We start from the raw sequence: 12,788 nt of genomic DNA, 5'->3' as shown, positions 1-12,788 counted from the left end.
CTCGACCTCACCGTCTTCGACGGCGTCCACTCCGGCATCCTCGGCCAAGACGAACTCGAAGAAGCCGCCACCGCCGTCGAACCCGGCAACTCCGCAGGCCTCCTCGTCTACGAAAACCTCTGGGCCGCCCCCTTCGCCACCGCCCTCCGCCGCAGCGGCGCCCAACTCGTCGCCTCCGGCCGCCTCCACATCCAAGCCGTCCTCGCCGCACTCGACGCCGCAGAAGCAGCCGAAACGACCACCCCGTGAGACGAGTGCCGTCAGCCCCGGACCGCGGTCCGGGGCTGACGGCACGCCACCGCCGCCGCAGCCGGGGTCCACTCGCCGCTGCCGTGCGGCGCCGGGCCGCGCGGGCGGTGAACGACCTGATTGGCGGGCCCGTACGGCGCGCCACACGGCGCAGGCGCGAGCCGGTCGGGCACGCTCCTGTGGCGCGGGGAGACCGACGGCGCGCCCCCGGGGCGTGCCCGGGTCATCCCCGCGGCCCGGCCGCCGGGCACGGCGAGACAGCTCGAGGAGGACCCCATCGCCACGACGACACCTCCCAGTCCTTCCGCAGGCGCGCACGGCGGGCAGCCCCAGGAGGCCGACCTGCTGCGGACCATGCTGCGCCGGCCGCCGTACCGCCGGACGCTGGTGCTGTGCGGGCTGCTCGGTCTGCCGGTGGCGCTGTTCGCGTTCTGGTTCCTGGTCTCGATCCACAAGTTGCAGCAGCTGGTCTGGTTCGAGTGGCCCGAGGACCTGGGGTGGGACCAGGCTCCCTGGTGGTGGGCGCTGGGACCGATGGCGGTGGCCGGACTCGTCGTGGGTCTGGTCGTCACGTACATGCCGGGGCGGGGCGGGCACATCCCGGCGGGCGGACTGCACTCGGGCGGGATGAGCAAGCAGGCGCTGCCCGGGGTCGTGATCGCCGCGCTGGTCGGCCTGCCCCTCGGTACCGTCCTGGGTCCCGAGGCACCCCTGATCGCCTTCGGCGGCGGGCTCGCGCTCTTCCTGGCCCATCTGATCCGCGTCCCGGACACCCCGACGACGAAGGAGATCCTCGGCGCCGCCGGAGCGGCGGCCGCCATCTCCGCACTCTTCGGCAACCCCGTGGTCGGTGCGATCCTGCTGATGGAGGTCGCGGGAGTGGGCGGGCCCCAGCTGTTCGCGGTCATGCTGCCGGCCCTGCTGGCCAGTGGTGTGGGTGACCTCATCTTCACGGGTTTCGTCCACTGGACGGGGCTGGAGACCGGCAGCCTGGACACCGGCCTGCCCACGCCGCCGCCGCTGGACTGGCCCGATCTGGTGTGGGTCCTCCTCCTCGCCCCGGTGCTCGCGGTCCTCGTCCACTTCATCTTCACCGGCGGCCGCTACACGGTGCTCTTCACCGCCAAGAACACCGTGCGCAACACGGTCCTGTGCGCCTTCGGCGCGGGTGTGTGCATCACCCTCTACGCCCTGGCCACCGGCCGCTCCCCCGCCGAGGCCGCCCTCTCCGGTGAGCAGACCCTCAACGAGCTCGCCCAGAACCCCGAGGCGTGGTCGGTGGGCGCCCTCGTCGCCGTCCTGGTCTTCAAGTCGATGGCGTACAGCCTGTGTCTGGGCAGCATGCGCGGCGGTCCCGTCTTCCCCGCCCTCTTCCTCGGCGGGGCGATGGGCGCCCTGGTCGCCCCGCTGCCCGGTTTCGGGCTGGTGCCCGCCATGGCGGCCGGGATGGCCGCCTCCGTCAGCGCCGCCCTCCGCGTGCCCGTCAGCAGCGTCGTCCTCGTCGTGCTCCTCGTCGGCAACGTCGAGACCGTCGCCCTCGTCGTCCTCGCCGCGGTCATCTCGTTCGTCATCGCCGAGCTCCTCCCGCCCGGACCCCGGCTCCCCACCGCCCCGGCCGCGCAGCCCGCCGGCCCCGCGCAGACTCCCGCGCAGGGCCCCGCACAAGGCCCCGCACCGCAACGGCCCTGACTCCGGGGCACCGTCCGACCGACAGGGCCCGCGGGGCGGACCGGCGACGCGCCGGGGCGGGCGGGACCGCGGCGGGTGGTGCGGCCGGTGCCAGAATGATCGTTCATGGCATCACGCGCAGGCGCTTCCGCGTCCGCTTCGGCACCGGCCTCCCTGGTACTCCTGACGCTCGCCGCCGGTCAGTTCCTGATGGCGCTCGACAGCTCGGTCATGAACGTCTCCATCGCGACCGTGGCCGAGGACGTCGGCACGACCGTGACGGGCATCCAGGGCGCGATCACCGCCTACACCCTGGTCATGGCCATGTTCATGATCCCGGGCGGCAAGGTCGGTACGCTCATCGGCCGCCGGCGCGCGTTCATGATCGGCTGTGTCATCTACGGCTGCGGGTCCTTGACCACCGCTCTCGCTCCCAACCTGACGGTGCTCCTGGTGGGTTGGTCCTTCCTCGAGGGCGTGGGCGCGGCGCTGATCCTGCCGGCCATCGTCGCCCTGGTGGCGGGCAACTTCCCTCCCGAGCGCCGGCCCACCGCGTACGGGCTCGTCGCGGCCGCCGGTGCGATTGCGATCGCGGTCGGCCCCCTGGTCGGCGGCCTCGCCACCACGTACTTCTCCTGGCGCTGGGTGTTCGCGGGCGAGGTCGTGCTCGTCCTGGTGATCCTGGTGCTCGCCCGCCGCCTGGCCGACGCCCCGGCCACCGAGCGCCCGCGGTTCGACCTGGTCGGCGCCGTCCTGTCGGCCGCCGGTCTGGGAACCTTCGTCTTCGGCGTGCTGCGCGCGGGCGAGTGGGGATGGTTCAGGGTCAAGCCCGGCGCCCCGGTCTGGCTGGGCGTCTCGCCGGTCGTCTGGCTGATGCTCACCGGCCTGCTCCTGGTGTGGATCTTCCTGCGCTGGGAGGCGCGGCTGGACCGCCGCGGCCAGGACACCCTCGTCCAGCCGGAGTTCCTGCGCAACCGGCAGCTCACCGGCGGGCTGACCGCGCTGTTCTTCCAGTACCTGGTCCAGATGGGCGTGTTCTTCATCGTCCCCCTGTACCTGTCGGTGGCGCTCGGGCTGTCCGCCCTGGCGACCGGCGCCCGGCTGCTGCCGCTGTCCGTGTCCCTGCTCGCCGCGGCCACGCTGATCCCCCGGCTCCTCCCGAACGCCTCGCCGCGGCGCGTCGTCCGGGTCGGGATCTTCGGCCTCCTGGCGGGGGCGGTCGTCCTGATGGCGGCGCTGGACGTCGGCGCGGGCCCCGAGATCGTCACCGTGCCGCTGCTGCTGATCGGCGCCGGCATGGGCGCCCTGGCCTCGCAGCTCGGTGCCGTGACCGTCTCGGCCGTCCCCGACCGGCAGAGCGCCGAGGTCGGCGGCCTGCAGAACGCCGTCACCAACCTCGGCGCCTCGATCGGCACCGCACTCGCCGGCTCCATCATGATCACCGCGCTGACCAGCTCGTTCCTCACCAGCATCCAGGCGAACCCCGCCCTTCCCGACGAGGTGAAGAGCCAGGCCACCCATCAGCTCGCGGGCGGCGCGCCGTTCCTCTCCGACGCCCAGCTCCAGACGGCGATGGACGACGCCGGCGTCCCGCCCGAGACCGCGCAGGCCGCGCTGGACGCGAACGAGGAGGCCCGGCTCGACGGCCTGCGCGCAGCCCTCGCCGTGCTCTCGCTCACCTCCGTCATCGCGCTGTTCTTCACCCAGCGCATCCCCACCACGCCGCCGCGCGCCGACACCGACCCCGCCGGCGACACCGGGGCCCCCGCGCCCGACCCGGACGGGCCCGGAAGCCCGGCCTGATCCGCCTCCCCCGCGTCGGGTTGGCAGCAGTTGATTCGGTTGTAGGCCACGGTGGGTCATACAGTCCGCCACATGAGTGACGAAGCTGGGGACTGGGTCTCTGCGGGCAAGGCGGCGAAGCGGTTGGGGGTGTCCACGCGGACGCTGCGCCGCTACACCCTGGAGGGGGTGCTGGAGGACCGGCGTTCGCCGGGCGGGCGTCGGGTGTTCCGGGTTGGGGATCTGGACGCGCTTGCGCGGCGGCGGGGTAGTGCGGTGGTGCCGGCGTCTGGGGGTGTGGTGCTGTACGGGCGGGTGTCCTCGCACCGCCAGCGCGCCGAAGGGGATCTGGAGCGTCAGATGGACCGACTGCGCCAGGCCGCGGGGGAACGGCTGATTGTGGGCGAGTTCACCGATGTCGCCTCGGGGCTGTCGGAGAAGCGAAAGGGGATGCGGCGGGCGCTGCGTGCGTGCCAGGCCGAGGGGGTGACTTCGCTGCTGGTGACGCACGATGAGCGGCTGGCCAGGTTCGGGACCGGCTTGCTGGCGGAGGTGGTGTTGCCGTCGTGGGGGTGCCGGCTGGAGATCGTGGGCGGAGATGAGGAGCTGGACGGGAGCGAGGAGGGGGACTTGGTCCGGGACATGCTCGCCGTCGTCACCTCCTTCTCGGGACGGCTGTACGGGGCGCGGTCGGCGAAGGCCCGCGCGTTGACGGCGGCGGTGAAGTCCACTACTGGAGAAGGTGATTTGTAGGCCATGGTTGGCCATGTGTAGCATTTTCCTTGTTGGTTGGGGGCAGATCCGGAGGGGGCGTGATCGTGGCGAGGAAGCGCAGCAGTAAGAAGCGTGAACTCCGCACGATCACGAACCCCTTCACCGTTTCCGCTCCGACCGGCGCCCGCATACGCGACCGCGCCAAGGCCGACGCGAGGGACGCGCATGTGCTGCGCATGGTCGGAGAGCACCTCGGCCGTCATCAGCGGACCGACCTTGCCGAGCGCATCAGCCTGGGCAAGGTCGCGGCGAAGGACAACCAGCGCGCCCCGCGCAAGAAGTCCCTCACGGCGGTGTCCTCCTCCCGCTGGGCCGGCGCGATGACCCGGGCCAGCGAAGATCAGTACCAGCTCTCCATGCGTGCCCTGTTCGACGAGCGCGCGTCCCTGCGCCGGGCCGTGCGCACCGTCGAGAAGCGGCTGGCCGCCCCGTGCGGGCAGCGCTCCAGGAGTGGGACGCGCGGCTACCGGAGCCAGGCCGAGCGGTTCGAGAAGCAGCGCCGCCTCCAGGTCCTCAAGGGCCGCCTCGCGGCCGTCGAGCGCCGTATCGAGGCCGGACGCCCGTCGATCGTCATCGGCGGCCGACGCCTGCTCAAGACCCGCCACGGCCTCGCGGACGCGCAGCTCACCGAGGAGCAGTGGCGTACACGGTGGGAGTCCGAGCGGCTGTCCCTCACCGCTGACGGTGAGTCCGGCGCCCCGTACGGCAACTACACCATCACCGTTCACCCGGAGGCGGGCGAGGTGACGATGGTGCTGCCCGAGCCTTTGCGGCATCTGGCGAACGCGCCTCGGGGCCGCTACCGGTTCTCCTTCACCACCGCCTTCCACCACCGCCGTGAGGAATGGCTGGACCGGGCGACCGCGGACCGGGCCGTCCGCTACGACTTCGTCCACGACCCGTGCCGTGACCGCTGGTACCTCGATGCCTCCTGGGGCGCCGAGCCCGCCACCCTCCCCACCCCGGACGAGATCCGCGCGGGCGGCGGCAACCTCCTTGGCGTCGACCTGAACGCAGACCACCTCGCCGCCTACGTCCTCGACACCCACGGCAACCCCATCGGCGCCCCGGTCACCGTCCCCCTCGACCTGACCGGCCCGACGAGCCGACGGGACGGCCGGCTGCGGGCCGCGATCTCCGAACTGCTCCGCGTCGCCCGTACCCACCACTGCGCGGGAATCGCGATCGAGAACCTCGGCTTCGACGACGCCCGCGCCACCGGACGCGAGACCATGGACCGCGGCGCGAGGGGGAAGAAGTTCCGCCGCACCGTCGCCGGCATCCCCACCGCCCGCTTCCGTGAGCGTCTGCGCTCGATGGCCTTCCATGCCGGGCTCGTCGTGATCGCCGTCGACCCCGCCTACACCTCCATCTGGGGCGACAGGTACTGGAAGGCCCCGATCCAGAAGCAGAACCGGCAGACCACGGTCACCCGCCACCACGGCGCATCGGTGACCATCGGCAGACGCGCCCTCGGGCATCGAGCACGGCGTCGGCCAGGTGTGACCGCACACGACCAGAGGATCGTCGCGCGGAGAGCTACCGGCCAGGCCCTGCCCATCCCGGCGGCGCGTGGGACCGCGAACCCACCCAGGACAGCGAGCACGCCCACCACGGGCGGCAAGACTCGACCGGACCGCAGTGGCCAACTCGCGCTGCTCCCAGACCCCGAACACCGTTCGCGGGGTCACCGGACCAGTCCGGTTTCATGCGATTCGGCCAACAACGGCCAACATCGCTAAGAACGGTAGGGTGCCCGCTTCGGTGCGTCCGGTTCCCGGACCGGTCGCGTGGCAGGGTGCGGGTGAGGGGCGTCACGGGATGAGGAGCCGGCAACGGTTCGGACGCGGGCGCGGGCCCCGGCTGGGGCGGGATTTCGGGTGGCTGTGGGGAGCGTACGGGGCCAGTGCGCTCGGCACCTGGCTCGCCTTCGGCGCGTTCCCGCTGATCGCCGTCCAGGTCCTGCACGCCGGACCCGCCCAGGTCGCTGCCCTCGCCTCGGTCGGGGCGGCGGCGGGTGCCGCACTGGCGGTGCCGCTGGGCCCGTGGACGGAGTTCCGCCGCAAGCGGCCCCTGATGATCACGATGGACCTGGTGCGGTGCGCGGCGCTGCTGACGATCCCGGCGGGGTACGCGCTCGGCGCGCTCACCTTCCTCCAGCTCCTGCTGGTCTCGGTCGTCGTCGCCGCGGCCGACATCACCTTCCGCGCCGCCTCCGGCGCCCACCTCAAGACGCTGCTGCCGGCCGACGACCTGCTCGTGGCCAACGCCCGGTTCGAGTCCACGGCCTGGACGACCACCATCGTCGGGCCGCCCCTGGGGGGCGCCGCGATCGGGCTCCTGGGCCCGGTGGTGACGGTCCTTGCCGACGCCGTCAGTTACCTGCTCTCGGCCCTCGGTATCCGGGCGATGCGCGGGCACGAGCCGCGCCCGGCGCGCCGGGAGGCCACGCGCACGCGGGCCGGGGACCTGCTCGAGGGCTGGCGGTACGTCCTCGGCGATCCGACGCTGCGTCCGCTGTTCCTCAACACCGCGCTGTTCAACGGTCTGCTCATGGCCACCGAACCCCTGCTCGCGGTCCTCATGCTCGGCCGGCTCGGGTTCACGCCCTGGCAGTACGGCCTCGCCTTCGCCGTACCCTCGGTCGCCGGTCTCCTCGGCGCGCAGCTGGCCAGGCCGCTGGTCACCCGGTTCGGGCAGGACCGGGTCCTGGTCACCGCCGGGACGCTGCGCGCGCTGTGGCCCCTCGGCCTGGCCTTCGTACGGCCGGGCGCCCCGGGACTGGCACTGGTCATGGGCGTCGAGTCGGCCCTGATCTTCTGCTGCGCGGTCTTCAATCCCGTCCAGGCCACGTACCGCCCGCAGCACACCCCGACCGACCGCCTCGCCCGCGCCCTGTCGGCCTGGGGGGTGACGACCAAGGCCGCTACCGCGGTGCTCACCGCCGCCTGGGGCGTCCTGGGCGCCGTCCTCGGCCCCCGCACCGCCCTCGGCCTGGCCGGCCTGCTGCTGCTGCTGACGACCCCGCTGCTCCTGCCCCGCCGCGGCCGGGGAGGCGGCGGTGGACTCCTCAGCCGGTTGAGGAGGAGCGCTGCGCGGCGTCCGGGAGCTCGGGACGCTGCTGCCCGAGGTCGTAGCCGTACATCCTCGACCAGCTGTTCGGGAAGATCTTCATGAGGGAGGACAGGAGCTTGTAGCGGGCCGTCGGGACCGAGACCACCTTGCCCCTGCGGAGGTCGGCCAGGGCGACGCGGACGAGGACGCCCACGTCGACCCATCCCCAGTCCGTCCGGTTGGGGATGCCGGCCCGGTTGTTGAAGTCCGTCAGCACGTCGCCGGGGCACAGCGCCATGATCTTCACGTCGGACGTGCGCAGGGCCTTGCTGTAGGCCATCTCCTCGGTGTGCCGCAGGACGGTGGCGGTGCTGGTGCCGTAGAGGGAGTCGACCCACGCGGGGGCGATGCCGCAGACGCTGGCCACGTTGATGATGCCGCCGCTGCCGCGCGCGAGCATCGCCTGGACGGCCGTGAGGGAGAAGTGGACCTTGGCGACGGCGTTGACCTCCAGCATGTACATCTCGTCGTCGACGGGGTTGCGGGAGGCGCCGGTGGCGTAGCCCATGCCGGCGTTGTTCACGAGGAGGTCGACCGGGTCGTCCCGGTCGGCGAGCCGGGCCAGGACCGGCTCGCGTCCGGTCCTGGTGGACACGTCGGCGCCGAGCACCTCCACGCGCGTGCCGTGGGTGTCGAGCAACTGCTCCCCGAGCCGCTCCAGCTTGGCCACGTCGCGGGCCACCAGGACGAGGTCGTGGGTCGCGGCGAGCTGGCGGGCGAACTCCTCGCCGATTCCGGAGCTGGCACCTGTGATCAGGGCAACGGGCATGGCGGGGGTCCTTTCGTGGCGGGCACGGCGCGCTCGCCGGCGAGAATGTCACGACCGGGGTGGTGCCGTGGGGCACGAAACCGGCCAGAGTCGACGCGTGAGGCGTCCGACTCCGTCGAGTACGGGCCGCCCGAGGCCGACGAGCAGGTCGGTGATCCGCTGCCCTTCCGCCACCTCGGCGCGAGTGCCGGCGTCGGCGTCGGCGTCGGCGTCGGCGTCGGCGTCGGCCAGGTTCCCGGCAGCGCGCGTCCGGCGGCCTCCAAGGCCGCGGCGGCCTGGTGGTGCGTCATGCCGTCGGCCCGTCGGCGAACCTGGTCGCGAGCCGCGTGCTCGGCGACAGTCGGCTCGTGCGGCTCGCCGATCGTGACGGGGCGTCGCTTCATGGCCGGCAGGCCTTCGGTGAGTCCTCCGTCGTCCGCTCGCGCATCCCCGGACCCGCCCGATGCCTACTCGGCAGGGCGGGCGAGTGCCGGAGATCTGGACGGGAGGCCTCGGCCTGCCGCGCGGGAGTGGGAGGTGGCGGCGCGGTCCGCTGGGCAGGGGTGCGCGTACGGGTACTTCGGCGACTTCCTGCAGGTCGCCGGGGAGGCGCGGTCATACTGGCGGGGTGGACGACCTCGTGCGGTTCCTGCGCGGCTGCCTCGACGACGACGAGCGCAGCGCCCGCGCGACTCCGGAACGGTGTTGGAGCGCGTCGCGCCTGCTGGCCCAGGTCTACGCGACGCGCCTGTTGCTCGACGCCTCCAATGCCGCTTGCGGGGCAGGATGCCCCACGGAGCACACCTTCACGGGGTCGTGCAGCCTCCGCTGGATGGGTCCGGTGCACGAGGCCGACGGGCGGCGCTGGTTGCACGACGACACGGGCGCCCGGTTCGCGCCGCCCCCCGTGACCTCGGAATGGTCCCTGCGCGTCCTGGCGCTGCCCTACGCCGGGCACCCCGGCTACAGGGACGAGTGGCGGCCGTGAGGGCGTCGGGCACCGCCGCTGCATCCCGGGCGGAGCAGGCGTGCCGGTGTCCGTCCCGGCGTCCGCGGGGGCAGGCACACGGCGACCCGGGTGCGCCGGAGCGGCCGGAGCCGCCCCCTGCTCCGGCCGTGGTCTGCCGAGGTGGCCGCCGGCCCGGGCCGCCCCCGGGGCTGGTCCCCAGGGGCGCCACGGGCCGTTGGACCCTCGTGGTGGTGCTGCGGGTGGTGCTCGTACGGCAGGTCAGGTGACGTTCGGGGCGTACCCGAAGGACAGCCCCCTGGACACCGGGCCGGCGTGGGCACTGCGGAGCTGCACGGCCGGGAGCGGCCCGTTCAGCGTCCAACCAGTGGCGTCCGGGGTGAAGGCCGAGCCGTTGATGGCCACGTGGAGCTGGTAGACCTGTCCGCTGTTGGACATCAACCTGATCCACGCGTCGTTGCCCTGGGCCCCGATGGCGACGGAGCAGAAGGGACCTCCGGTCGCGGGGTAGCCGGGCAGCGTGCTCAGGTTCTGCCAGGCGATGGTCCCGCCGCCGGCCGGGCCCCGACCGCCGTAGACCATGCCGTTCCTGATCGCCGCGCCGAACTGCCCGTTGCTCCCCGGGACGATGGTGTCGATGTCGTCACAGGCTCCGGTCGCGCCCGTGGCACCCGCCGGACCGGTGGCCCCGGTCGTACCGGTCGCGCCCGTGACGCCGGTCGGACCCGTGACACCGGTGGCACCCGTGCCCGTCGCACCGGCCGCACCTGTCGCGCCGGTCGACCCGGTCACGCCCGTGACGCCGGTCGGACCCGTGACACCGGTGGCACCCGTGCCCGTCGCACCAGTGGCACCAGTGGCACCAGTCGCGCCCGTCACGCCCGTCACGCCCGTGGCTCCTGTGACACCGGTCGCGCCCGTGGGACCAGTCGGACCCGTATCACCCGTAGTACCAGTCTCACCCGTGACACCAGTCGCGCCCGTCGGGCCCGTATCACCCGTGGCACCCGTCACGCCCGTGGGACCGGTAGGACCGATCTCACCCTGCGGACCCGTCACGCCCGTCGCGCCGGTCGGGCCCGTATCACCGGTGGCACCCGTCGGACCCGTATCACCCGTGGCACCCGTCACGCCCGTGGGACCGGTAGGACCGATCTCACCCCGCGGACCGGTCACGCCCGTCGCACCCGTGGGACCCGTGTCACCAGTGGCACCGGTCGGACCCGTGTCACCCTGCGGACCTGTCACGCCCGTCGCACCCGTGGGACCCGTGTCACCAGTGGCACCGGTCGGACCCGTGTCACCAGTGGCGCCCGTGGGACCAGTCGGACCCGTATCACCCGTGGCACCCGTCACGCCCGTGGGACCGGTAGGACCGATCTCACCCTGCGGACCCGTCACGCCCGTCGCACCCGTGGGACCCGTGTCACCAGTGGCACCGGTGGCACCGGTCGGACCCGTGTCACCAGTGGCGCCCGTGGGACCAGTCGGACCCGTATCACCCGTGGCACCCGTCACGCCCGTGGGACCGGTAGGACCGATCTCACCCTGCGGACCCGTCACGCCCGTCGCACCCGTGGGACCCGTGTCACCAGTGGCACCGGTGGCACCGGTCGGACCCGTGTCACCAGTGGCGCCCGTGGGACCAGTCGGACCCGTATCACCCGTGGCACCCGTCACGCCCGTGGGACCGGTAGGGCCGGTCTCACCCTGCGGACCCGTCACGCCCGTCGCGCCGGTCGGGCCCGTATCACCGGTGACACCCGTAGGACCCGCCGAACCCGTGTCGCCAGTCGCGCCGGTCGCACCAGTGACGCCGGCCGCTCCTGTGGGACCGGGCTCACCCTGCGGGCCCGTCACGCCCGTCGCGCCGGTGACACCCGTAGGCCCAGACGCACCTGTCGGGCCGGTCTCACCCGTGGCACCCGTAAGGCCCGTCGCACCAGTCGAGCCGGCACCACCAGTCGGACCCGTGTCACCCGTTGCGCCTGTCGCACCCGTGGCACCAGTCGGACCGGGCTCGCCCTGCGGACCGGTGGCGCCCGACGCGCCCGTTACGCCCGTGGAGCCGGTGGGACCCGTCGAGCCGGTGCCGTCGCCGGCCGGACCCTGCGGACCCGTGACACCGGTCGCACCCGTCGCACCCGTCGCACCCACATCGCCCTGCTGCCCCGTCGTGCCCGTCACGCCGGTGGCACCCGTCGTACCCGGCGGGCCGGTCGGGCCGGTCGTACCCGTGCCGCCGCCTGCCGGGCCTGTCGGGCCCTGCTGACCGGTGGCACCCGTGGGGCCGGTGGGGCCCGTGACGCCGGCCGGGCCCTGTGGTCCGGTCGCGCCGGCAGACCCGCCGCCCGCTGGGCCGGTCGGGCCCGTCGCGCCGGTGTCGCCCTTCGGACCGGTCGCACCCTTGGGACCCGTGGGACCCGTGCTGCCGGCGCACCTGTCGTGGTCGTCGCCGTCGCCGCCACCCCGCGGCCACGGCTGCAGCGGCCCGCCCGGGTGCTGGGGACGCGGGCTCTTCCTGCAGTCGCCCACGCCGCCGGCCGCGCGAGCCGCGGCCGCCTCCGGTCCGACCCGCACCGCCGCGACCGCGAAGGGGCTGACGACGCCGGCCAGTACGAGGGAGAGCGAGGCCAGGGCGCCACCCGCCAGCCAGGCCCTGTTCCGGGGCAAGGGGCCGAGGCAGGCGGCCTTGGTCCGGTTCTCACGACTCATGAAGCGCTCCTTGGGAAAGGTACGTCGGACCGGACCACCGCCGCTCCGGTCGCGGGACGAGCCTCCCCCAGCGATCTTGAATCGCAGGTGCACCCGCCCGCGGGGCGGGCAGTCTTATCAACACATCGGCCTAACTCGTGCCTGCTGAACGAGCGATCGGGATGCCCCGGTTCACGCCCCTTCGCACTGCCTCCGGCTCCCGCCGTCGCCCGGGCGACGACGCGCAGGCGGGCGGACGACGCGCAGGCGACGTCCGCTGCCCGCTTCCCGTGCGGGGACGCGAGCGTCCGGAAGCCGTCAGCCGGCGCAGCGGGGACGGGCGTCGGACGGAAGCATCCGGGGCCGTGGCGCCCCTCAACTCTTGCTCAGATGGATTGATTCGGCCGCCTTCCGCGGATCAGACTCTGTCCCGGGACCAGCCTCGGGGGTCGATGCGCCTGGTCCTTCACGATCACGAGGGGGACGGAATGATCGACGTCGGGATACTCCTGCTGGGCCTGGTGTGCGCGGCCGTGGTCCTGGTGGTGGTCGTGGGCCGGAGGGGCACCACCCGCACGGACACGGCGGAAGGGCTGCTGATCGAGCAGCGGCGCACGGCCGAGGCCCGGCAGGTGCGCAGGCACTACGACGCGACCGGCGCCGCCGGGATGAGCGGCGGCGCCGAGACGGACACCACGTACAAGTACCTCCACTGAGCCGACCCCGGCGCCCCGCGGGCAGCACGTCCGCTCCCCGGTCCTGCGTGGCTGGATCGGGATCGGACGGTCCGGG

At 73.4% G+C, this 12,788-nt stretch carries 9 protein-coding genes and 1 pseudogene; 8 read left to right on the top strand and 2 right to left on the bottom strand.

Annotated features, from left to right (window positions below; all coding sequences use genetic code 11):
* The 6 genes and pseudogenes from ACIQCH_RS10810 to ACIQCH_RS10785 form a co-directional block, all read left to right on the top strand.
* A pseudogene (locus ACIQCH_RS10810) lies at window positions 1-249 on the top strand (DUF1269 domain-containing protein); the annotation flags it as partial.
* 354 nt (window positions 250-603) lie between these two features.
* Window positions 604-1,938 carry a chloride channel protein gene (locus ACIQCH_RS10805; protein WP_402580179.1) on the top strand — a complete coding sequence of 445 codons (1,335 nt, stop codon included), beginning with the start codon at window positions 604-606 and terminating at the stop codon, window positions 1,936-1,938.
* Between the two features lie 105 nt (window positions 1,939-2,043).
* A complete protein-coding gene (locus ACIQCH_RS10800) occupies window positions 2,044-3,720 on the top strand; it encodes an MFS transporter (RefSeq protein WP_402580177.1) in 1,677 nt (558 codons plus the stop codon).
* A gap of 72 nt (window positions 3,721-3,792) precedes the next feature.
* The gene (locus ACIQCH_RS10795; protein ID WP_402580175.1) at window positions 3,793-4,452 is read left to right on the top strand and encodes an IS607 family transposase; all 660 of its coding nucleotides are present in this window, start codon (window positions 3,793-3,795) and stop codon (window positions 4,450-4,452) included.
* 65 nt (window positions 4,453-4,517) lie between these two features.
* Window positions 4,518-6,215: a hypothetical protein gene (locus tag ACIQCH_RS10790; protein ID WP_402580174.1), complete on the top strand. Its 1,698-nt coding sequence runs from the start codon at window positions 4,518-4,520 to the stop codon at window positions 6,213-6,215.
* Window positions 6,216-6,294: 79 nt separating this feature from the next.
* Window positions 6,295-7,650 carry an MFS transporter gene (locus ACIQCH_RS10785; protein ID WP_402580172.1) on the top strand — a complete coding sequence of 452 codons (1,356 nt, stop codon included), beginning with the start codon at window positions 6,295-6,297 and terminating at the stop codon, window positions 7,648-7,650.
* Here the strand turns inward: ACIQCH_RS10785 and ACIQCH_RS10780 are convergent.
* Window positions 7,544-8,356 (bottom strand): SDR family NAD(P)-dependent oxidoreductase, encoded by an 813-nt coding sequence (locus tag ACIQCH_RS10780; protein ID WP_402580170.1) that lies wholly within the window; start codon window positions 8,354-8,356, stop codon window positions 7,544-7,546. The two genes, ACIQCH_RS10785 and ACIQCH_RS10780, sit on opposite strands and share 107 nt — an antisense overlap.
* 607 nt (window positions 8,357-8,963) lie before the next feature.
* Here ACIQCH_RS10780 and ACIQCH_RS10775 point away from each other — a divergent pair.
* Window positions 8,964-9,323: a DUF6221 family protein gene (locus tag ACIQCH_RS10775; RefSeq protein WP_402580168.1), complete on the top strand. Its 360-nt coding sequence runs from the start codon at window positions 8,964-8,966 to the stop codon at window positions 9,321-9,323.
* A gap of 240 nt (window positions 9,324-9,563) precedes the next feature.
* Here ACIQCH_RS10775 and ACIQCH_RS10770 read toward each other — a convergent pair whose 3' ends face one another.
* Entirely contained in the window at window positions 9,564-10,190 is a 627-nt protein-coding gene (locus tag ACIQCH_RS10770; protein ID WP_402580166.1) for a hypothetical protein, read from the bottom strand.
* A gap of 2,294 nt (window positions 10,191-12,484) precedes the next feature.
* Between ACIQCH_RS10770 and ACIQCH_RS10765 the strand changes: the two genes are divergently transcribed.
* On the top strand, window positions 12,485-12,712 hold the full coding sequence (locus ACIQCH_RS10765) for a hypothetical protein (RefSeq protein ID WP_402580164.1): 228 nt from the start codon (window positions 12,485-12,487) through the stop codon (window positions 12,710-12,712).
* Window positions 12,713-12,788: the final 76 nt, after the last annotated feature.

Source organism: Streptomyces sp. NPDC093225 (assembly GCF_044753805.1).
Lineage (GTDB): Bacteria > Actinomycetota > Actinomycetes > Streptomycetales > Streptomycetaceae > Streptomyces.
Note: the sequence above shows the minus strand (reverse complement) of the source record. Positions and strands in the feature narration are given on the sequence as shown.

Bases quoted from the DNA above. Each gene is read 5' to 3' on its own strand.
- ACIQCH_RS10805 (WP_402580179.1), top strand. From the start codon at position 604: ATGCTGCGCCGGCCGCCGTACCGCCGGACGCTGGTGCTGTGCGGGCTG.
- ACIQCH_RS10800 (WP_402580177.1), top strand. From the start codon at position 2,044: ATGGCATCACGCGCAGGCGCTTCCGCGTCCGCTTCGGCACCGGCCTCC.
- ACIQCH_RS10795 (WP_402580175.1), top strand. From the start codon at position 3,793: ATGAGTGACGAAGCTGGGGACTGGGTCTCTGCGGGCAAGGCGGCGAAG.
- ACIQCH_RS10785 (WP_402580172.1), top strand. From the start codon at position 6,295: ATGAGGAGCCGGCAACGGTTCGGACGCGGGCGCGGGCCCCGGCTGGGG.
- ACIQCH_RS10780 (WP_402580170.1), bottom strand. From the start codon at position 8,356: ATGCCCGTTGCCCTGATCACAGGTGCCAGCTCCGGAATCGGCGAGGAG.
- ACIQCH_RS10765 (WP_402580164.1), top strand. From the start codon at position 12,485: ATGATCGACGTCGGGATACTCCTGCTGGGCCTGGTGTGCGCGGCCGTG.